General features: G+C 72.7%; 17 protein-coding genes. 6 read left to right on the top strand and 11 right to left on the bottom strand.

The window, feature by feature from the left end; all coding sequences use genetic code 11:
• The first annotated feature begins 214 nt into the window (after positions 1-214).
• Entirely contained in the window at positions 215-2,752 is a 2,538-nt protein-coding gene (locus ACVHNB_RS06970) for an ATP-binding protein (protein ID WP_456227630.1), read from the top strand.
• Positions 2,753-2,812: 60 nt separating this feature from the next.
• On the opposite strand, the gene nucS is transcribed toward ACVHNB_RS06970, so the two are convergent.
• Positions 2,813-3,484 (bottom strand): endonuclease NucS, encoded by a 672-nt coding sequence (gene nucS / locus ACVHNB_RS06975; RefSeq protein ID WP_456227631.1) that lies wholly within the window; start codon positions 3,482-3,484, stop codon positions 2,813-2,815.
• A gap of 241 nt (positions 3,485-3,725) precedes the next feature.
• Here nucS and ACVHNB_RS06980 point away from each other — a divergent pair, with 241 nt between their 5' ends.
• Complete coding sequence (locus ACVHNB_RS06980; protein ID WP_428952276.1) at positions 3,726-4,118, top strand: SCO5389 family protein; 393 nt, start codon at positions 3,726-3,728, stop codon at positions 4,116-4,118.
• A 101-nt stretch (positions 4,119-4,219) separates the two neighbouring features.
• Here ACVHNB_RS06980 and ACVHNB_RS06985 read toward each other — a convergent pair whose 3' ends face one another.
• Positions 4,220-5,254 (bottom strand): LLM class flavin-dependent oxidoreductase, encoded by a 1,035-nt coding sequence (locus ACVHNB_RS06985; protein WP_428952275.1) that lies wholly within the window; start codon positions 5,252-5,254, stop codon positions 4,220-4,222.
• A 213-nt stretch (positions 5,255-5,467) separates the two neighbouring features.
• Here ACVHNB_RS06985 and ACVHNB_RS06990 point away from each other — a divergent pair, with 213 nt between their 5' ends.
• The gene (locus ACVHNB_RS06990) at positions 5,468-5,797 is read left to right on the top strand and encodes an ATP/GTP-binding protein (protein ID WP_428952274.1); all 330 of its coding nucleotides are present in this window, start codon (positions 5,468-5,470) and stop codon (positions 5,795-5,797) included.
• Positions 5,798-5,811: 14 nt separating this feature from the next.
• Here ACVHNB_RS06990 and ACVHNB_RS06995 read toward each other — a convergent pair whose 3' ends face one another.
• From ACVHNB_RS06995 to mce, 8 genes are all read right to left on the bottom strand, one after another.
• Entirely contained in the window at positions 5,812-6,678 is an 867-nt protein-coding gene (locus ACVHNB_RS06995) for an ABC transporter permease (RefSeq protein ID WP_428952273.1), read from the bottom strand.
• Entirely contained in the window at positions 6,675-7,802 is a 1,128-nt protein-coding gene (locus tag ACVHNB_RS07000; RefSeq protein WP_428952272.1) for an ATP-binding cassette domain-containing protein, read from the bottom strand. Before ACVHNB_RS07000 ends, ACVHNB_RS06995 begins: the two co-directional genes overlap by 4 nt.
• Positions 7,803-7,916: 114 nt before the next feature.
• A complete protein-coding gene (locus tag ACVHNB_RS07005; RefSeq protein ID WP_428952271.1) occupies positions 7,917-8,666 on the bottom strand; it encodes a hypothetical protein in 750 nt (249 codons plus the stop codon).
• Positions 8,667-8,693: 27 nt separating this feature from the next.
• Positions 8,694-9,464: an ABC transporter permease subunit gene (locus tag ACVHNB_RS07010; protein ID WP_428952270.1), complete on the bottom strand. Its 771-nt coding sequence runs from the start codon at positions 9,462-9,464 to the stop codon at positions 8,694-8,696.
• Between the two features lies 1 nt (position 9,465).
• Positions 9,466-10,464 carry an ABC transporter ATP-binding protein gene (locus ACVHNB_RS07015; protein ID WP_456227632.1) on the bottom strand — a complete coding sequence of 333 codons (999 nt, stop codon included), beginning with the start codon at positions 10,462-10,464 and terminating at the stop codon, positions 9,466-9,468.
• A 73-nt stretch (positions 10,465-10,537) separates the two neighbouring features.
• Positions 10,538-11,473 (bottom strand): coiled-coil domain-containing protein, encoded by a 936-nt coding sequence (locus tag ACVHNB_RS07020; protein WP_018535394.1) that lies wholly within the window; start codon positions 11,471-11,473, stop codon positions 10,538-10,540.
• Positions 11,474-11,656: 183 nt separating this feature from the next.
• Positions 11,657-15,643, bottom strand: a complete 3,987-nt coding sequence (gene scy / locus ACVHNB_RS07025; protein ID WP_456227633.1) for a polarized growth protein Scy — start codon at positions 15,641-15,643, stop codon at positions 11,657-11,659.
• 254 nt (positions 15,644-15,897) lie between these two features.
• Positions 15,898-16,338 carry a methylmalonyl-CoA epimerase gene (gene mce / locus ACVHNB_RS07030; RefSeq protein WP_428952267.1) on the bottom strand — a complete coding sequence of 147 codons (441 nt, stop codon included), beginning with the start codon at positions 16,336-16,338 and terminating at the stop codon, positions 15,898-15,900.
• Positions 16,339-16,475: 137 nt separating this feature from the next.
• Here mce and ACVHNB_RS07035 point away from each other — a divergent pair, with 137 nt between their 5' ends.
• The 3 genes from ACVHNB_RS07035 to ACVHNB_RS07045 all read left to right on the top strand — a co-directional run bounded on the left by ACVHNB_RS07035 (position 16,476) and on the right by ACVHNB_RS07045 (position 20,011).
• The gene (locus ACVHNB_RS07035; RefSeq protein ID WP_428952266.1) at positions 16,476-17,678 is read left to right on the top strand and encodes an acetyl-CoA C-acetyltransferase; all 1,203 of its coding nucleotides are present in this window, start codon (positions 16,476-16,478) and stop codon (positions 17,676-17,678) included.
• Positions 17,679-17,742: 64 nt separating this feature from the next.
• A complete protein-coding gene (gene meaB, locus ACVHNB_RS07040) occupies positions 17,743-18,699 on the top strand; it encodes a methylmalonyl Co-A mutase-associated GTPase MeaB (protein WP_456227634.1) in 957 nt (318 codons plus the stop codon).
• 121 nt (positions 18,700-18,820) lie between these two features.
• Complete coding sequence (locus tag ACVHNB_RS07045; protein WP_428952264.1) at positions 18,821-20,011, top strand: MFS transporter; 1,191 nt, start codon at positions 18,821-18,823, stop codon at positions 20,009-20,011.
• Between the two features lie 35 nt (positions 20,012-20,046).
• On the opposite strand, the gene ACVHNB_RS07050 is transcribed toward ACVHNB_RS07045, so the two are convergent.
• Complete coding sequence (locus ACVHNB_RS07050) at positions 20,047-20,685, bottom strand: PepSY domain-containing protein (protein WP_456227635.1); 639 nt, start codon at positions 20,683-20,685, stop codon at positions 20,047-20,049.
• Positions 20,686-20,735: the final 50 nt, after the last annotated feature.

Genomic DNA, 20,735 nt, shown 5'->3' on the forward strand with positions numbered 1-20,735 from the left:
TCCTGTCGGAAGCGACCACAATCCTCACGAGACTGTGACGTCTCGGACCGCGCGGTACCCCGCGTGTTCGTAGATACTGTGCGAAGGTCTAGGGTTCGCTCGCCCGCGGAATCATCACGAACCCGCCGCGCGGGGACCGGACCAGAAGCGACAGCGCAGTGTGCACAGGCCGGGAGGGGCAAGGGGCACACCACGCTTTTGGGGGGCTTTGACCATGGACCCGATGAACCGGGGACCGGAAGATTTCAGCCAGGAACGGCGCGACGACGTGTCCGGAAGCGGTGGCCGCCAGCGCCCGCCGCGTGACCCGCTCACGCCCGATTTCGGACAGCCGTCGCCCGCGCTCGCACGCACCGTGCAGCTCGTCTCCGGCGACTACCTCCTGACCGTCAACCCTGTCGACGGCAGCGAGATCGAACCCTGCCCGCCGGGCGAGCGCCCCGGCAGGCCCGTCAAGTACGACGCCACCGAGCGCATCGAGCTCGCGCGCGCCGCGCGACCGCCGCTGCCGCCCGGCCCCGCACTGCCCCGGCTGCCGCTCCTGGAGCGACAGGAGGAGCGCGAGCGCCTCGTCCGGCTCCTCGCGCGCGGCCGGTCCGTACGGCTCACCGGACCGTCCGGCTCCGGGCGCACCGCCCTGCTCGACCAGATCGCCGAGGACTGCCTCGACATCGCGCCGGACGGCGTCGTCCGCCTGTCCGGACACCGGCGCTCGGCCGACGACCTCCTGTACGACCTGTTCGGCGCCGTCTACAACGCGCCGCTGCACCGCCCCGACCGCGCCCTGCTGCTCGAACTCGTCCACGAGATCGGCGCCGTCGTCGTCCTCGACGACCTGGAGTTCGGCGGCGCCGCGCTCGACGAACTGCTCGAAGCGACACCCGAGTGCGCCTTCCTGCTGTCGGCGACGCCCGATGTCGCCGCGCCGTCCGCCGACTCCCACGTCGAGGAGGTCTTCCTCGCCGGGCTCGGCCGCGGCAGCAGCCTGGAGCTCCTGGAGCGGGCCGTCGGCCGCGTCCTCACCGACGACGAGGCGCAGTGGGCCGGCGACCTCTGGTTCGAGTCCGAGGGACTGCCGCTGCGGTTCGCGCAGGCCGGAGCCCTGCTGCGGCAGCGCGACCTGCTCCGCGCCGACCCCACCGCCTTCGACGCGTTCGGCTACTACGAAGGACCCGATGCCGCGCCGGTCGACGCGCCCTTCGACGCCGACGACGGCCACGACGTACCGCTGCCCTCGCTCGCCGACGGGGCCGCGCCCGCCGCGCTGCTCGCCGCCCGGCTGAGCGAGTCGGCCCGCGCCACCCTGCGGTTCGCCGTCGCGCTCGGCGGCGAGATCCCGCACCAGGCGCACCTGCCCGCGCTCGTCGGCGACACGCACGCCGACGCGGCGCTCTCCGAGCTCGTCTCCTGCGCGCTCGTCACCGCGGTCGGCGGCCGCTACCGCCTCGCGTCCGGCGTGGCGACCCAGCTGGAAGCCGCCGGGTACGGCGACGGCATCGTCGAGCGCACGGCCACCGCCGCCCGGCACTACGCCTGGTGGGCCGGACACCCGTCCGTCGGACCCGAGCGGGTCGCCGCCGAGGCCGACGCGGTGCTCGCCGCGCTCACCGGCCTCGTCCCGTCGACCACACCGCCCGTCGAAGGCGAGACCAGCGCCTCCGTGGAGCTGGCCCGCGCGGCCGCGCCCGCGTTCGCCGCGGGGCTCTCCTGGGGCGCGTGGGAGCGCGCCCTGCGCTCCGGCCAGGAGGCGGCCCGGCTCGCCGGCGAGGTGCCCGAAGAGGCCTATTTCCACCACGAGTTGGGCATCCTCGCGCTGCTCGGCGGGAACCTCGACCGGGCCCGCGCCGAACTGGAGGCCTCCATCGCCCTGCGCGGCGCCCTCGCCGACAAGCGGGGCACCATCGCCGGGCGCCGGGCTCTCGCGCTCGTCGCGGACCGCTCGGGCGGCGCGCTGCCCGGCGGGCGCACGCCCGCCGGTGAGGAAGTCCCGGACGCCATGTACGAGGAGTCGGCGTCGCCGCCCGGCGGCGTCCCGGCCGCGTACGCCCTGCCTGAACCGCCGCCCGCCCCGGACCCGCTGGTGACCCGGCAGGCCCCCGTCACCGCGCCGACGATCGTCGGCGGCAAGGCGCCCACGCGGAAGTCGATCGTCAGCGGCACCCGGCGCAATCTGGTCGCGGCCGGTGCCGGCGCCCTGCTCGCCGCCGTGCTCGGCACGGTCGTGACGCTCGGCGCCACGTCCAGCAACGACGAGCCGCCGTCCGACCAGGTCAACACCAACCCGTCGGCGACGGCGGGGGAGAACGGCGGCGACCTGGGCGCCGACAAGGCCGATCAGGGCGGCGGCGACAGCGGCGGCTCCGACGGCGCGGGGGCCGAGCCGAGCGATCCCGGCGAGGACGGGATCCCGGGCACGGCCGACGACCCGACGCCGTCCACGAGCGCCAGCGGCACGCCGTCGGACGACCCGACCGGCTCCAAGAAGCCGGACGACCCGACGAAGTCGCCCACCAAGTCGCCCTCGAAGCCGCCGACCAGCAAGCCGCCGACCTCGAAGCCGCCGACGAGCAAGCCGCCGACGTCGTCCGAGCCGCCGGAGACCTCCGAACCGCCGGAGACCTCCGAGCCGCCGTCGCCGCCGGAATCGTCGCCGGACACGTCCGACTCCGCCAGCAGCCCGGTCAGCAGCGCGCCGGTGAGCAGCAGCGCGGCGGGCTCGCCGAGCGCGAGCGGGGCCACGTCGGTCATGTGACCGCGTGCGAACGCCGGAGGGGCTGGACAGACGTCCAGCCCCTCCGGCGTTCGCGTGCTGTCAGAAGAGCCGGAGCTTGTCGTCCTCGATGCCCCGCAGGGCGTTGTAGTCCAGGACGGCGCAGCCGATGCCGCGGTCCGTGGCGAGCACGCGGGCCTGCGGCTTGATCTCCTGCGCGGCGAAGACACCGCGGACCGGGGCCAGATGCGGGTCGCGGTTCAACAGCTCCAGGTAGCGCGTGAGTTGCTCCACGCCGTCGATCTCGCCGCGCCGCTTGATCTCCACCGCGACGGTCTGCCCCTCGGCGTCCCGGCAGAGGATGTCGACCGGGCCGATCGCCGTCATGTACTCGCGGCGGATCAGCGTGTAGCCCTCGCCGAGCGTGTCGATGCGGTCGGCGAGCAGCTCCTGAAGGTGCGCTTCCACGCCGTCCTTGATGAGGCCCGGATCGACACCGAGCTCGTGCGAGGAGTCGTGGATGATCTCCTCCATCGTGATGATGAGCTTCTCGCCCGCCTTGTTGATGACGGTCCAGGTGCCGGCCTCGTCCCCGGTCCCCTCCTTCAAGGTGCACGGAGGCGACATCCAGTTGAGGGGCTTGTAGGCCCGGTCGTCCGCGTGGATGGAGACGCTGCCGTCCGCCTTCACGAGGATCAGGCGGGGGGCCGACGGGAGATGGGCGGTGAGCCGGCCCGCGTAATCCACGGAGCAGCGGGCGATGACAAGACGCATGGTCGGCAACGCTACTCGACGCTCACTGGTCCACGCGATTCGCCCCAATAGACGTGCGTTCGTTATTGGCCGGTTGTGTGCGAACGAGGCGCTCCACGCCCTGTTGCCGCCCCGTCGCGTTGCATACCGTAGATGCAGGAGGTCGCGGCGCGTGCACGCTGCGTGTTCGGAGGGTGGTACGCCCGTGGGCTCCTGGCCTGTCCGTCAACCCCCGCTCCGCGGGGGTGCGAGAGGAGAACCCATGTCGCTCGACGTCTCACCGGCACTGTTGGAACAGGCCGAGCGAGGCGAGGTTGACGAAGCGGAATTCGTCGACTGCGTCCGGACCTCCCTGCCCTACGCGTGGGAGATGATCAGCTCCCTGGTGGCCCAGCTGAAGGTCGACGGCGGAGAGTTCGCCGACAACCAGACGCCGCCGCCGGACGAGCAGGCACGTGGGCAACTGCTGCGTGCGCTCGCGAGCGACGCGATACGTGGCGCGCTGCAGAGGCACTTCGGTGTGCGCCTGGCGTTCCAGAACTGCCACCGGGTCGCGGTGTTCCCGCAGGACCCGTCGGTGGACGACACGCTGGCCCGCTTCACCTCGGTCCGCAACCAGCTGCTCAACCAGTCGCCGGAATTCCGTGACTGCTGACGGCTGAACCGGAATGCCTGCCGTCCCGTACGCGGGAGGTGCATCTGTACGGGACGACAGGCATCGCGGGTCAGGACCCTTCTGGATCAGCCGAGTTGAGATCAGCCGAGTTGAGGAAGCACCTCGGCACCGAGCCGCCGCACGTTCTCCTCCGTCGTCGCGAGGTCCCCGGAGCCCTCGACGAGAAGCGCGAAGCGTGTGATGCCCGTCCGCTCGGACGTGGCGGCGAGCCGGTCCGCGCACAACTGCGGGGTGCCGACCGGGTGCAGGGAACACAGCAGCTCCGTGTACGCGAGAGGGTCCCGCATCGCCCGCGCGCGTCCGTCCACCGTCACATGGGCGTCCAGGCCCTGCTTCAGCCAGCCCGGCATGGCCTTCAGCAGCGCCTCTGCGGCCTCCGCGTGGCGGTCGCCGATCTGGGCGACACCGGCGGAGACATGGGGCGCCCCGAGTATCTCCTCGGACGAGCGGCCTGCCTCGCGCGCGCAGCGCCGCCACAGAGCGACCATCTCGGCCTTCTCCTGGTCGCCGATGTGCATGCCCAGCAGCATCGGCAGACCCCGCTCCGCGGCGAGCCGCACGCTCTTCGGCGACGTACAGGCGACGACGACCTCGGGCCCCGCCGGATCCGTCTCGCCGATCGCCTCCGCGGGGCGCGGGACGACGGGCACCTCCCGGAAGGCGAACCGCTCTCCCTCGCTCGCCACCCGGGCGTCGCGCAGCCAGCGCAGCAGCAGGTCCAGGGAGTCCGGGAACCCCTGCTCGTACGCCTCGATGCCCGCGCCGAAGACCTCCAGGTCGACCCAGGGCCCACCGCGGCCCACGCCCAGCGAGAACCGCCCGCCGGAGGTCAGGTGCAGCAGGGCCGCCTGCTCGCCCAGGGCGACCGGATGGGCCGTCGGCAGGACGCTCACCGCCGTGCCGACCCGCAGCGTGCGGGTGCGGCCGAGCAGCAGCGCGGCCAGCGTGATCGCCGACGGGCAGGTCCCGTACGGCACGAAGTGATGCTCGGCGAGCCATGCCGAGTCCAGGCCGGCCTCCTCGGCGACCTCGGCCGAACGCACTGCCCGGTGCAGCGCCTCCCCCTGCCCCTGCCCCGGGAACTGGGCTGCCAGTACAAACGTTCCTACGCGCATCGCACTCCTGCCTTCCTTGGTGCCGACGCAGGCACTCCCCCTGAAGGCATTAACGGCTGGCAAGTGCCAAAGACACGGCCTGGCATGAAGATTGGCAGATTTTCCGCAGAACCTCGGTGCGGGTGCGCAGGAGGCGGCGGGCCGGTGCCCCGGTGACCTCGGCGTAGGCTGGACATGCCCCCCTACCGCGTACACACCCCCAAGAGGTGAGCCGTGTCCCCGCGTCGCAACCGCCCCAAGGCCGGCGGATCGTCCGCCGGCAGCAGCGAGGACGAGGGGAGGCGCTACGGCGGGTTCCAGTCCACCGAGCACTGGCAGGGCGAGGAGTGGTGCGTGCGCCACGTGGCGGGCGCGAGCGCGGCCGGCAAGACGTACCGCTGCCCGGGCTGCGACCAGGAGATCGCCTCCGGGGTCGCACACGTCGTGGCGTGGCCGCAGTACGGGGGAGTGGACGACCGGCGCCACTGGCACAAGGCGTGCTGGAACGCGAAGGACCGCCGCACCACGAAGGTGCAGCGGTCCCGGAACGCGCCGCGCTACTGAAGCGCGCAACCGCCTTACACGTCGCGGTTGTTGAGCGAGAGGAACGCGCCGCCCAGCGCCACGACGACGAGCCCGGCCATGATCCACAGCGGGTCCCAGCCGGACGGGCCCGAGCCGCCGGCCACCGAGTTGTCGTAGAGCACGGCGAGCTGGCTCGGGATCGAGTACTCGAACAGGGCCTGCTGCAGGTCCTTGAGCGAGTCCGAGAACATGAACATCGCGAGCACCAGCGGCAGCAGCACGACACCGATCATGATCGTGATGGCGCCCGCCGAGTGCCGCACCAGCGTGCCCACGGCGAGCCCCAGCAGCCCCAGCAGCGCCACGAACAGGCCGACGCCGACGGTCGCCTTGAACCACTGCGAGCCGCTCGGCGAGTCCACGCCCAGGATGCCCACCTGGAGCGCGGCGACGAGCGCCGCGAGCACGGTGGTCAGCACGAAGACCAGAGCGAAGAAGACGATGGCCTTGGCGGCGAGCACCCGGCTGCGGCTGGAGCAGGCGGTCATCGTCGTACGGATCATGCCCGTGCCGTACTCCGACGCGATGGTCAGGACGCCCAGGGTCATCACACAGATCGTGCCGAGGAGCACGCCGAAGAAGCCGAAGCTGAGCACCTCCTCCGGGCGGGGCTGCGCGGTGTCGGCCGCGGCGACGACGGCCGCCGAGGCCAGACCGATGCCGACCATCAGCAGGATCATCACGCCGAGCGTCCACATCGTGGAGCGCACCGAGCGGATCTTCGTCCACTCCGAGGCGAGCGCGTCGCCGAGGTGCGCGCGGCGCACGGGGATCGGCGAGGCGTACGAGCCGGCCGCCTGCCAGCCGGGCGTCGCCGGAGGCTGCTGCGGGGCGGCGTAGGGCGGGGGCGGCGTGCTCATCGGGCGTCCTTGTCCATGGTCGGGGCGGCGGCGGGCGGCTGAGGCGCGGGAGAGGCCGCGTACGGGTTCTCGGCCGGAACCTGCTGGGGCTGCGCCTGGGGCGGCGGCGGGGCGTACCAGCCCGGCTGGCCCTGCCCGGCCACCGGCAACTGCTGCGGCGCCAGCACGCCCGGCGGCAGCGGCTGCTGCAGGCCCGCCCGCTGGTCCGTGGTCGAGCGGTAGTCGACGGCGCCCTGCGTCATCCGCATGTACGCCTCCTCCAGCGACGCCTGGTGCGGCGACAGCTCCCACAGCCGCACGTCGGCGTCGTGCGCCAGGTCGCTGATCCGCGGCAGCGCCAGTCCGGTCACGCGCAGCGCGCCGTCCTGCTCGGGCAGCACCTGGCCGCCGGCCTCGGTCAGCGCCGCGCTCAGCTTCTCGCGGAGCTGCGGCTCGGTGTCCGGGGTGCGCACGCGCGCGAACCCCGCCGAGTTGTGGGCGATGAAGTCCTTGACGCTCATGTCGGCGAGCAGCTGGCCGCGGCCGATGACGATCAGGTGCTCGGCGGTGAGCGCCATCTCGCTCATGAGGTGCGAGGAGACGAAGACCGTGCGCCCCTCGGCGGCGAGCGACTTCATCAGGTTCCTGACCCAGAGGATGCCCTCGGGGTCCAGGCCGTTGACCGGCTCGTCGAAGAGCAGCACCTGCGGGTCGCCGAGGAGCGCGGCGGCGATGCCGAGCCGCTGGCCCATGCCGAGCGAGAAGCCGTTGGAACGTCTCTTGGCGACGTCCTGGAGGCCCACGACGCCGAGCACCTCGTCGACGCGGCGGGCCGGGATGCCGGCCAGCTGCGCCAGGCACAGCAGGTGGTTGCGGGCGGCCCGGCCGCCGTGCATCGCCTTGGCGTCGAGCAGCGCCCCGACCTGGCGCGGCGCGTTCGGCAGCTGCTTGTACGCGTAGCCGCCGATGGTCACATGACCGGTGGTCGGCCGGTCGAGGCCGAGGATCATGCGCATCGTCGTCGACTTGCCAGAACCGTTCGGTCCGAGGAAGCCGGTGACGGTTCCTGGCCGTACCTGGAAGGAAAGGTTGTACACGGCCGTCTTCGCGCCGTAGCGCTTCGTCAGGCCGACTGCCTCGATCATTCTCCGCACCCATCGGAAGTTTCTGAAAGGTTCAGGACGTCGGGGCACACGCCCCCGTAAGGGTTAGGAGGATATCCGGGCGCTGACGGTTCCGGCCAAGAGTGGGTAAAGGGTTCAGTGGGCCTGGAGCAGCCGTGTGCCCCGTTCCCGTACGTCGGCGGAGGCGGCCGCCCGGCGCACCCAGTCGGCCGGGGTCGGCCCGAGCAGCGCCCGCAGCGCCGCGGAACCGGCCATGAGGGTGCTCAGCAGCTCCGCCTGGTCGCCGCCGCCGGGCCGCGGGGCGCCCGTGCCCGGGTCGTGCAGCACGCCGTGCTCGCTCACGTAGAGCTGGATCCCGGGCAGCGGGGCGTCCGCGAGCGGCGTCCTGCGGTAGTTCGGCAGCTCGGTCGCGTCGACCGCCGCCAGCTGGGCCGCGTCGAGCCAGGAGACGACGAGTGTGCGCTCCTCGCCGGGCGCGACGTACGGGGCCGCCGCCACGTACCCGTTCCGCCCGATGTGGGCGGAGCAGCCGATGCCGACGCCGCGGACGCGCAGCGGGACCATCGGGACGGCCACGGGCGGGCCCAGCCGGCCGAGCTTGTACGCGACCTGCGCCGGGGAGGCGTTGGAGCCGACGGCCAGGACGGGCGTGCGGGCGGAGGTGCCCGGCAGGCCGGTGCCGGCGAGCACGTCGTCGAGGGGACCGCGCCCCGCGACCGTCCAGCGGGCCGGGTCCGGATCCCGTACGTCCAGATCGAGCAGCTCGTCGCCGAGCAGCAGGGACGGGGCGGGGACCGGCCGGCCCGGGTAGCTGAGCGGGGCCAGGGCGGGGACGGTGTCGTAGCCGAGGGACGCGAGGGTGCGGCAGGGGTCGGTGAGCGCCATAGAGCGGCAGGTTAGACCCGGGGAGCGCTACGCATCCCGCTTCTTCAGCAGCACGTACCCGACGAACAGCGCCGCGGCCACCCACACCAGCAGGATCGCCAGGCCGCCCCACGGCCCGTACGGGGCGTCGTCGTTCGGCGGTGTCACCACCTGCATGATCTTCAGGCCCGCCTGGTCGGGGAAGTACTGGGCCACCTTCTTCGTCGCCGACACGTTGCCGAGGATGGGGGAGACCAGGAAGAGGAACGGCATGAGGATGCCGAGCGCGAGCATGGGGGAGCGGAGGATCGACGCGACGCCCATGGAGAACATCGCCATCAGCGTCATGTAGACGGCCGCGCCGAGGACCGCGCGCAGCACGTTCGGCGAGCCCAGGTCCGTGCTGTGGTCCCCGAGCATCGCCTGGCCGAGGAAGAACGCCGCGAAGCTGGTGACCAGCGAGACGCCGAGCGCGAGCAGCGCCGCGACCGCGACCTTGGAGAAGAGGAACGTGCCGCGCTGCGGGACCGCGGCCAGCGATGTGCGGATCATGCCCGTGCTGTACTCGCTCGCCACCACCAGGACGCCGAAGACGACCAGCGCCAGCTGGCCGAGGGTGAGCCCGGAGAAGGCGATGACGGTCGGGTCGAAGGTCAGCTTGTCCTCGGCGGACAGGTTCTTGAACTCGTTCTTCGACAGCGCGCTGATCAGCATGCCGAGCCCGACGGAGACGATGACGGCCAGACTGAGCGTGAGGGCCGTCGAGTTCACCGACTTGATCTTCGTCCACTCGGACCGGAGGACCTGGGCCGCGGCCATCTCAGGCCCCCTTCCCGTCGTTGTTCCGCTGCCGCCAGCCCGCACCCCAGCCCGGCCCGGGCCCGGCCGGTGGGGGCCCGGCCTGCGGGGGTGCGCCGGAGTGCGCGTGGTACTCGACCGACTCGGCCGTCAGCTGCATGAACGCCTCTTCCAGCGATGCCTGCTGGGGACTCAGCTCGTGCAGGACCAGCTGGTGGCTCGCGGCGAGTTCGCCGAGCTGCTCGGGGGAGCCCCCGTCGACCTCCAGGCAGCCGTTGCCGGACTCGACGACGGTGATCCCGGCTTCGTGCAGGACGTCGAGGAGCCGCTCGCGCTGGGGCGAGCGCAGCCGGACGTAGCTGCGGGAGTTCTGCCGGATGAAGTCCGCCATCGAGGTGTCGGCGAGCAGGCGGCCCTGGCCGATGACCACCAGGTGGTCGGCGGTGAGCGCCATCTCGCTCATCAGGTGCGAGGAGACGAAGACCGTACGGCCCGCTCCCGCCAGGGACTTCATCAGGTTGCGGATCCAGTGGATGCCCTCGGGGTCGAGCCCGTTGACCGGCTCGTCGAACATCAGGATCTGCGGGTCGCCGAGGAGCGCGCCCGCGATGCCGAGCCGCTGGCCCATGCCGAGCGAGAAGCCCTTGGCCTTCTTCCTGGCGACCGCCGTCAGGCCGACCGTGTCCAGGACCTCGGCCACCCGGCGCTTGGGGATGCCGTTGGACTGGGCGAGGCACAGGAGGTGGTTGTAGGCGCTGCGGCCGCCGTGCATCGCCTTCGCGTCGAGCAGCGCGCCGATGTACTGGAGGGGGTTCTTCAGCTGGGCGTAGCGCATGCCGTCGATACGGACCGTGCCGGCCGACGGGTTGTCGAGCCCGAGCATCATCCGCATCGTGGTGGACTTGCCCGCGCCGTTCGGTCCCAGGAAGCCGGTGACGATGCCGGGCCGCACCGTGAAGGTGAGGTTGTTGACGGCCGTCTTCTCGCCGTAGCGCTTGGTCAGCCCCTCTAGCTCGATCATGCGGCCACGCTAAAACGGGCAAAAGCCCCCTGCCACTTAGACGTGGCAGGGGGCTCCTGTGCTGCTGAGTGTCCTAGCGGGACTGCTGTGCCGGAACCCCACGGGAGATGGGCTCGTCCTCGGCAGGCGCACCGGCGGCGGCCACCGCCGCACCGGTCAGCGTCGCCAGCATCTCGCGGACGTTCGTCAGCTGGGCGTTGATCGAGTCGCGGCGGTTCGTCAGCGCCGCCAGCTCGCGCTCCGATTCGCTGCGGATCCGGTCCGCCTTGGCGTTGGCGTCCGCCACGATGTCCTCGGCCTGACGCTGGGCCGTCTCCACCGTCTGGCGGGCCCGGCGCTCGGCGTCGGTGCGCAGCTTCTCGGCCTCCAGGCGCAGCTGCTCGGCCCGGTGCTCGATCTCCGCGAGACGCTTCTCGGCCTTGGCCTGACGCGAGGCCAGGTCGCGCTCGGACTGCTCGCGGCGCTTGGCCAGGTTCGTCTCGAAGTCCGCGGCGGCCTGGGCGGCCTTGGCGCGGGTCTCCTCGAAGAGGGCGTCCGCCTCCTCGCGCTTGGACTGCGCGTCCTTCTGCGCCTCGGTGCGCAGCGCGGTCGCCTCGCCCTTGGCCTTCTCGACGATCCGGACGCCCTCGTCCTCGGCCTTGGACTTGCGCTCGGCGGCGAACGACTCCGCGTCGTTGCGCACCTGCTGGGCCGCCGACTCGGCGAGCTCGCGGTGCTGCTCGGCGGCGCGGCGGGCCTCCTCGCGCAGGTCCTTCGCCTCCTCCTCGGCGAGGCGGAGGATCTTCTCGACGCGGGCGCCGAGCCCGGCGTACGACGGCTCCGCGTCGTTCACCTGGGCCTGGGCGTTCTGCGTCTCGAGGTGGAGTTCCTCGATGCGCTTTTCCAGAGCAGTGATACGGGCCAGAGCGCTGTCACGGTCGGAGACGAGCTTCGAAATGCGTTCGTCCACCTGAGCGCGGTCGTACCCACGCCGCACAAGCTCGAAGCCGTAGGGGGAAGTGTCGCTCATGGGGTTCCTGTCGAATGAGACCGGTGAGGTGATAGAGGGAATCCTAGGGGTCAAAGCGGCGTGTCATCGAGCAGATGCCCGTTTGATCTGGAGAATGACACCCCTTTTGAGTGGCGTAGCGGCGGAGTGCTTGCCAGATGAAGGGCCGAAGGTCCTTACCAAGCACGCCAGTTGCCTTCCTGGCTAGCCCTCTGCTCCCTTGCCACTCGAACGTGTGGATCCTGCCGCGGCGCCCGCCTTGACGCCACCGTCCTTGCCCCCGCCGCCGGACGGCGTCTCAAAAGACTCCAACGCCTCCAGGACGTCCTGGACACGGGAGATCTCGGCATTGATGTCCTCGCGGCGCCGGACCAGCACGTCGAGCTCGTGCTGACCCTTTTCGATCATGCTCGCGGACTCGGCCTCGGCATCGGCCTTGATCTTTTCCGCCTCGCGCGTGAGCTCGGCCTTTTTCTGCTCGGCTTCCTTGAGCAGTCCCTCGGCCTTCTTCACCGCGGCGATCCGGACCTTACCGGCCTCCGAATTGGCGTCGTTCAGCAGTTCCTTGGCCTTGGCCTGCGCCTCGGCGAGCTGCTCCTCCGCGGCCTTGACCAGGGCGTCGCAGCGCTCTCCCGCGTTGCGCATGGCCTCCGACGACTCGCGCCGGGCCCGCTCGTGCAGCTCCTCGATCTCGCCCGTGATGCGGTCGCGCAGCTCCTCGGAGCGCTCTCTTATCTGCGTCGCGTCCCGGCGGGCACCGACGAGCAGCTCGTCCGCGTCCGTACGGGCCTTCTCCACCAGCGCGTTGCCCTCGACGGTGCCCTCGGCGACCAGCCGCTCGGCCTCGGTGCGGGCCGCGCCGACCATCGTGTCGGCCTGCGCCTCCGCGTCCGCGGTCGTCTTCTGCGCCGCCTCCTGCGCCTCGCGGGTCAGCTTGTCGGCCTCCGCGGCGGACTCCGTGATGAGCTTGTCGACCTGCTCCGCGGCCTCCGTACGCCGCTTGTTGGCGTCCTTGCGGGCCTCGTCCAGGGTCTGATCGGCCTCGTCCCGCGCGGCCGACGTGATCCGCTCGGCCTCCGCCGCGGCGTCCGCCTTGACCCGCTCGGAGTCGCTGCGGATCCGCTCGGCGTGCTGCTGCGCGGAGCCGACCGTCTCGGCGGCCTCGGCGCGCAGCCGCTCCGCGTCGCCCGTCGCGTCCGAGATCAGCTTCTCGGCCTGGGCCACGGACTCGGTGCGCACCCGCTCCGCCTCGGTGCGGGTCTCGGCCGTCAACTGCTCGGCGGCGGCCGTCGATTCGGCGCGCAGCCGCTCGGCCTCGGTGGTCGCGGTACCGACCAGCTCCTCGGCCGTGGCGGTGGACTCGGCGCGGACGCGCTCCGCCTCCGCGTTCGTCTCCGACGTCAGGCGCTCGGCCTCGGCCGTCGCCTCGCCGATGAGGGTGTCGGCCTGCGCGGCCGCGTCGGACCGGATCCGGTTGGCGTCCTCGCGGGCCTCCGCACGGGTACGGGAAGCGTCCTGGTCGGCGGCCGAACGGAGCTCCGACACCTCCGTACGCACCCGCTGGGCCTGCTCGGACGCGTCCGTGCGCAGCCGCTCCGACTCGGTGATCGCCTCCGAGACGGTGCGCTCCGCAAGGGACTTGGCGGCCTCCGACTCGGCGGCGGCCTCGCTGCGGACCCGGTTCGCGTCCTCGGTGGCGCGCTCGCGCTCCGCGTAGGCGTCGGAGCGGACCCGGTCGGCCTCCTCCTGCGCCTCCTGCTTCGTACGCTCCGCCGCGTGCTCGGCGGCGCTGCGCAGCCCGGCGATCTCCTCCTGGGCCTGCTCCTGGAGCCCGGACACGGAGTCGCGGACCTGCTGCGCGGTCTGCTCGGCGGTGGTGACCATCTCGGTCGCCCGCTGGTCCGCCTCCTCGACGAGCCGCGCGGCCTCCGCCTGCGCCTCGTCGACCCGGGCCCGCGCCACCGCGAGGAGCTCCTCGCTCTGCTCGCTGGCCCGCTCGCGCTCCTGGTCGGCCTCCTGGCGGGCGCTGCCGAGCGTCTCCTCGGCCTCGCGGCGCCGGCGCCCGGCCTCCTCCTGCGCGGCGGCCAGCGTCTCGGCGGCCTCCGTGGAGATGCGCTCCGCCGCGTTCCTCGCCTCGGAGCGGATCCGGTCGGCGGACTCCTGCGCCTCCGTCTTGAGCCGCTCGGCCTCGGTGGCGGCCTCCGACCGCAGCCGCACCGCGACGTTCTCCGCCTCGGAGCGGGTCGTCGAGGCGTCCGCCGCGGCCTCCGTGCGCAGCCGCTCGGCCTCCGTCTCGGCCTGCGCCTGCAGCGTCCGAACCCGCTCGGCGGCCTCGGACCTGAGGCGCTCGCTCTCGTCGGCGGCTTCCTTGCGCAGCCGCTCGGACTCCGCGCGCGCGTCGTTCAGCGTCGTCTCCGACGCGGTCAGGCGCTCCTCGGCCTCGGTGTGCAGCCGGGTCAGCTCACGGGCCGCCTCGTCCTGCCGGGCGCTTATGGCCCGCTCGGTCTCCTCCTTCAGGGCCTGCGCGGCGCGCTCCGCCTCGGCCCCGGTGGCCTCCGCCTGCTCCTCGGCCTCGGCGCGGTACCGCTCGGCCTCGGCGCGCGTGCGCTCCAGCGTCTCCTCGGCCTGCTTGCGCAGCGACGTGGCCCGCTCGATCGCCTCGGTGCGGACGCGCTCGCTCTCCGCCGTCGCCGTGGCGCGCAGCTCGTCGCCGTCGGTGCGCGCCTTGGACAGCAGCTGCTCGGCGGTCTTGGCCGCCTCCTCGATCTGCTGGACGGCCTCGCGGCGGGCCTCGGCCCGGATCCGCTCGCCCTCCTCGACGGCCTCGGCGCGCAGCTGCTCGGCCTCGCCGCGCAGCCGCCGTGCCTCCTCCTGCAGCTCGACCGTCTTGGCCCGGTACTCCTTGGTGTCGTCCTTGGCCGCGCCCTTGAGCTCCTCGGCCAGGTCGTGCGCCTCACCGCGCAGCCGGTCCGCCTCGGCCTCGGCCTCGGTGCGGATCCGCTCGGCCTCCTCGGTGGCGGCCCTGGTCGTCGACTTCGCTTCCTCGGACGCCTTGTTGAGCACGTCCTCGGCGGTCCGGGCGGCCTTCGCGAGCTCGCCCGCGGTCTCCTCCGCGGTGACCGTGCGGGCCTTCTCCTTGGCCTCCGCGATCAGCTTCTCGGCCTCGGCCTTGGCGTCGGCGACGACCTGCTCGGCGTCCGTCTTGGTGGACTCGGCCTCCTTGGTGGCCTCCGCGACGAGGCGGGCCACCTGCTCCTTGGCCGTGCGCGTGCGCTGCTCGTTGGCCGACTCGGCGCTCGCGAGCTGCTTGGCCGCGGCCTCCTTGGCCTCGGTCAGGACCTTGTCGGCCTCGGCGCGGGCCTCGCGCAGCGCCGTCTCCGCCTCGGACATCCGCTGCTCGGCGGCGCGGCTCAGCTCGGCGGACTGGCGGCGGGCCTGGTCGGACTCGGCGGTGGTCGAGGAGCGCAGCTGCTCGGCGTGGTCGGTGGCCTCCTGCGCCTGCGTCGACGCGGCATTGAGCAGGCGCTCGGCGTCCTGCCGGGCGCGCGCCAGGATCGCCTGCGCCTGGGCGCTCGCGTTCTCCGCCTCGCTGGTCAGCCGCTGGCGGGCCTCCGAGGCGACCCGCTCGGCCTCCGCGCGGGCCGCGGCGAGCGACTGGTCGGCCTCGGAACGGGACTCGTCGAGCAGCCGTCGGGCCTGCTGCTCGGTGCGGGCCCGCAGCTGCTCGGCCCACTGCACGTTCTCGTTGACGTGGTTCTCGACCGTGCGCCGGCGCTCGGCCAGCTCCTGGTCGAGCTGCTGGCGCCGGTTGACCGCCTCGGTGTGCAGTTCCGCCTGGAGCCGGGACTGCTGTTCGGCGTGCTCCTGGAGGATGCGCTGGGTCTGCGCCCGGGCCTCGCGCAGCTCGCGCTCGGCATCGGCGCGCAGCTGGTCGGCCTGGATCTGGGCATTACGGAGCAGCTGCTCGGCCTGGTAGCCGATGTCCGCCCCGTCGTAGGAAGGCCGGGTCGCGAGGCTGCGCCGCGCCTCGTGCAGCTTGGCGCGCAGCACCTCCACCTGGTAGCCGAGGTCCTCGGCGTGCTGGACGGCCTTCTCCCGCTCGGTCTTCAGCCGGTCCATCTCGGCCTCGAACCGCGAGAGATGGTCGGTCTCAGCCGGCTTCCGGCCGTCCTGGCTCTCGTAGCCCCGCACTGCGCGGTCCCATCCGTCCCCTGGTCGCAAGTACTTCCTTACGAGCTCCGTCCATCCGCCGAACGGGGCCCCCGGGGAATGGTGTCAGATCGAAAACGTCGGCGCCTCGGGCTTGCGGTCTACTGCCCGCCTGGCTGCCCGACTGCTCCGACCCTTTGTCCCCCGATACCCGGACCCCGGCCCACGGCTGCCCCGTCACGTCCGCTTGCACGCGACAGCCGCCCCCCAACCCTACCGGCCCGAGTATGTGGAGGTCAGTGCTCCGCCGACTCCTGTGGGGCGGCAGTGACGAGTTCGGTCAGGACACCGTGGCAGTCCTTGGGGTGCAGGAACGTGATGCGCGACCCCATGGAGCCCCGTCGCGGCTCGTCGTACAGGACGCGTACGCCCTTCTCCCTGATGTCGGCGGCGTCCGCGTCGACGTCCGCCGTACCGAAGGCGATGTGGTGCACGCCCTCGCCGTTCTTGGCCAGCCACTTGCCGACCGCGGAGTCCTCGCGGGTGGGTTCGAGCAGCTGGAGGTAGGAGGCGCCCCCGTCGCTCGTCTCATTGATCTTGAGCATGGCCTCGCGCACGCCCTGCTCCTCGTTGACCTCGGTGTGGAACACCTCGAAGCCGTACGTGGCCTTGTAGAACTCGACGGTCGCGTCGAGGTCGTGGCAGGCGATCCCGATGTGGTCGATTCGCGTCAGCATGCTGACAGTGCAGCGCGGTCCGGGGTGGTTACGCAACGTGCGCGCGATCACACTTGCCGGGCGATGACGCGCGGCGTACCGCTCAGTACATTCGAGTAAACCCTCGTTCACTCCTCATCTCCAAGGGGCCGTGCCTCATGTCTGGAACGACCGGTACCACCTCAGTGATCGTCGCGGGCGCGCGGACGCCCATGGGCCGACTGCTCGGCTCGCTGAAGTCCTTCTCCGGGGCCGACCTCGGAGGTTTCGCGATCAAGGCCGCCCTCGACCGTGCGGGAATCGGTGGCGACCAGGTGCAGTACGTGATCATGGGCCAGGTGCTGCAGGCCGGGGCAGGGCAGATCCCGGCACGGCAGGCCGCGGTCAAGGCGGGCATTCCGATGAACGTCCCGGCGCTCACGATCAACAAGGTCTGCCTGTCGGGCCTCGACGCCATCGCGCTGGCCGACCAGCTGATCCGCGCCGGCGAGTTCGACATCGTGGTCGCCGGCGGCCAGGAGTCCATGACCAACGCCCCGCACCTGCTGCCGAAGTCCCGCGAGGGCTACAAGTACGGCGCGGTCGAGATGCTCGACGCGATGGCGTACGACGGCCTGACCGACTCCTTCGAGAACATCCCCATGGGTGCCTCCACGGAGAAGCACAACACCCGCCTCGGCATCGCCCGCCCCGAGCAGGACGAGGTCGCCGCGCTCTCCCACCAGCGGGCCGCCGCCGCGCAGAAGAACGGCCTGTTCGAGGCCGAGATCACGCCCGTCGAGATCCCGCAGCGCAAGGGCGACCCGGTCCTGTTCAGCAAGGACGAGGGCATCCGCGCCGAGACGACCGCCGAGTCGCTGGGCAAGCTGCGCCCCGCGTTCGCCAAGGACGGCACGATCACCGCCGGCACCTCGTCGCAGATCTCGGACGGCGCCGCCGCCGTCGTCGTGATGAGCAAGGCCAAGGCGCAGGAGCTCGGCCTGGAGTGGATCGCCGAGATCGGCGCGCACGGCAACGTGGCGGGCCCGGACAACTCCCTGCAGTCGCAGCCCTCGAACGCGATCCAGCACGCCCTGAGGAAGGAGGGCCTGGAGGTCGGCGACCTCGACCTGATCGAGATCAACGAGGCGTTCGCGGCCGTCGCGGTGCAGTCAATGAAGGACCTCGGGGTGTCCTCGGAAAAGGTGAACGTCAACGGCGGTGCCATTGCCCTGGGTCACCCGATCGGAATGTCCGGCGCGCGCATCGTGCTGCACCTCGCCCTGGAGCTGAAGCGGCGCGGCGGCGGCGTCGGCGCGGCCGCCCTGTGCGGCGGCGGCGGTCAGGGTGACGCGCTCGTCGTGCGGGTACCCAAGGCGTAACCGGTCGTTGTCCGTACGGCCCTTCGTACGGCCTTCCGTACGGAACTGAGTGAACGGAGCTGTGATGCAGGACGTCCCCACGCTGGTCGCCCAGGCGAGAGAGGGCAGGCCGCGCGCCGTGGCCCGGCTGATCTCGCTGGTGGAGGGGGCGTCCCCGCAGCTGCGTGACGTGATGGCCGCGTTGGCGCCCCTCACGGGCAACGCGTACGTGGTCGGGCTCACCGGCTCGCCCGGCGTCGGCAAGTCCACGTCGACGTCGGCGCTGGTGAGCGCGTACCGCCGGGCCAGCAAGCGGGTCGGGGTGCTGGCCGTCGACCCGTCGTCCCCCTTCAGCGGCGGCGCGCTGCTCGGCGACCGGGTGCGGATGTCGGACCACGCGTCCGACCCGGGCGTCTACATCCGCTCGATGGCCACCCGCGGCCACCTCGGCGGCCTCGCCTGGGCCGCACCCCAGGCGATCCGGGTGCTGGACGCCGCCGGCTGCGACGTCGTGCTCGTGGAGACCGTCGGCGTCGGGCAGTCCGAGGTCGAGATCGCCTCGCAGGCCGACACGAGCGTCGTGCTGCTCGCCCCCGGCATGGGCGACGGGATCCAGGCGGCCAAGGCCGGAATCCTGGAGATCGGCGACGTGTACGTGGTCAACAAGGCCGACCGGGACGGCGCCGACGCCACCGCGCGCGAGCTGAACCACATGCTGGGCCTCGGTGAGTCACGCGCGCCCGGCGACTGGCGGCCGCCGATCGTGAAGACCGTCGCGGCGCGCGGCGAGGGCGTCGGCGAGGTCGTCGAGGCGCTGGAGAAGCACCGCGCGTGGATGGAGGAGCACGGGGTGCTGGCCGAGCGCCGGGCGGCCCGCGCGGCACGGGAGGTCGAGACGATCGCGGTGACCGCGCTGCGGGAGCGGATCGGCGACCTCTCCGGGGACCGGCGGCTCGGCGCGCTGGCCGAGCGGATCGTGGCCGGGGAGCTCGATCCCTACCGGGCGGCGGACGAGCTGGTGGAGGGCCTCACGGGCTCCTGAGAAAGACCTGTTCCCGCGCGCCGCCCCCTGTTACGGTGCCGGCATGTCATTCCTCCGTGCGTAGAGCTCCGGTGCGTCCACGCCCCGTCGAGCTCTCCCGCATGCCCGGAGGACAACCGTCATGTACGCCGCTGTGTTGCGGTACCCGTACGCCCTGCGCACTTTCGGCGCCGCCCTGCTCGGGCGGCTGTCGTACGGGACCGTCGCTCTCTCCCTGATGCTCGCGGTCAACGCCGCCACCGGCTCGTACGCCGTCGCCGGTGCGGTGATGGCGCTGTACGGCGCCGCCAGCGTCCTGCTGTCGCCGCTGCGGGCCCTGTTCATCGACCGGTACGGCCCGCGCCGCGCGCTGCCCCCGATGGCCCTCGGGTACGCCGCGCTGCTCGCGGTCTTCGCCGCCCTCACCTGGCGGCCGGGAACGCCCGGCGCGCTGCTGGTGGCGCTGGCCCTGCCCATCGGCTGCCTCACTCCGCCGCTCGGGCCCACCATGCGCGCGGTCTGGGCCGGGCTCCTGCCCGACCGGAAGCTGCTGCAGCGCGCCTACAGCCTGGACGGCGTCGCCGAGGAACTGCTCCTCGTGGGCGGGCCCCTGCTGGTGGGCGTCCTCGTCCTGTTCGCACCGGCCGCCCTCGGGATCGCCCTGAGCGCCGCCCTGGTGGCGGTGGGCACGCTGGTGTTCGTGGCCTCGCCCCCGGTGGCGGCGGTGGTCCCGGAGCCGCGGACCCGGCGCCCGCGCGCGGCCCGCGGGAAGCTCGCCCGGGGGCTGCGCCGGCCCGTGATCGTGACGCTCGGGGTCGGGCTCGCGCTCGGCGCGGCCGATCTGCTCGTGCTGGCGTTCGCCGAGGACCGGGGGCGGGACGGGGCGGCCGCGTGGATCCTGGCCGCCCTGTCCGCGGGCAGCGCCGCCGGCGGTCTGCTCAACGGCGCACTGGACCTGCCCTGGGCCGCCCGCTCCCGGCTGCCGTTCCTGGCGCTCGGCCTGGCACTGGCGCTGGGCGGCGCGGCCCTCGCCCCCTCACTGCCCGCCCTCGCGGTGGCGGCGGCGTGCGTGGGCCTCTTCGTCGCACCGGCCCTGACCACCGCCTACCTGACCGCGGACGAGGCGGTCGATCCCGGGTTCCGCACGCAGGCCGGGGCGTGGGTCAACACCTCGCTGAACGCGGGGAGTTCGGCCGGCACGGCCGGGGTGGGGCTCCTGGTGGGCCAGTTCCCGCTGCCCGTGTGCTTCGCGGCGGCGGCGACGGCTCCGCTGGTGGCTGCGGCCGTGTCGGTGGGGTGGCGGCGGACTCCGGCCCTGGAGCCCGCCGCGTGAACCGCGCCCCGGTTCGGGCCGGCCGCTGCGGACGGTCAGTCGTCGTCCGCGTCGGAGGACGACGCCCGGTCCACCGTCACCGCACCGGACCCGAGGTCCACGTGCCAGTCCCGCTGCGTCCCGTCCGCCGAGGTCGTCTCGACCTCCCAGACCCGGACCGATCCGTCGTCGTCCGCGTCCACCGAGGTCACCGTGCCCTTGGCGGCCGCGGCGCGGGCCGCGTCCTCGGCGGACGTCGACGCGTTCTTCAGCGCGCCCGCGACGCGCGCCGGGTCGTCGTCCTCGTCCTTCTCGTCCTTCTCGACGTGCGAGCCGAGCACCTTGCCCGTGCCCGGGTCGACCTCGATGTGGTGCCAGGTGCTGCCCGAGCCGATGACGTCGACGTCCCAGACCAGGCGGCCGTCGTCGGAGTCGAGGTCGGCGCCCACCGCGACGCCCGGGGTCCGCTTCAGGGCGGCGGCGATCGCGTCCTCGGCCTTGACCTGGGCGCCCTTCGCCTCGTTCACGTTCTCCTGCGCGTCGCTCACGCCGTCATCGACGACCCGCACGCTGGAGCGGTTCGCGGTGGACTTCGCGGAGCCGTCGTCGCCGGAGACGGCGACCGCGGTGGCGGCGCCCGCGCCGATCAGCGCGACGGCGGCGACGGCGGAGATGACGGTGGTACGGCGCTTCATGAGGATCTCCCGTTCGGTACGGCATCGTGTGGTCCGACGGGAACCAAGCT

It is taken from the genome of Streptomyces sp. YJ-C3 (assembly GCF_053891275.1).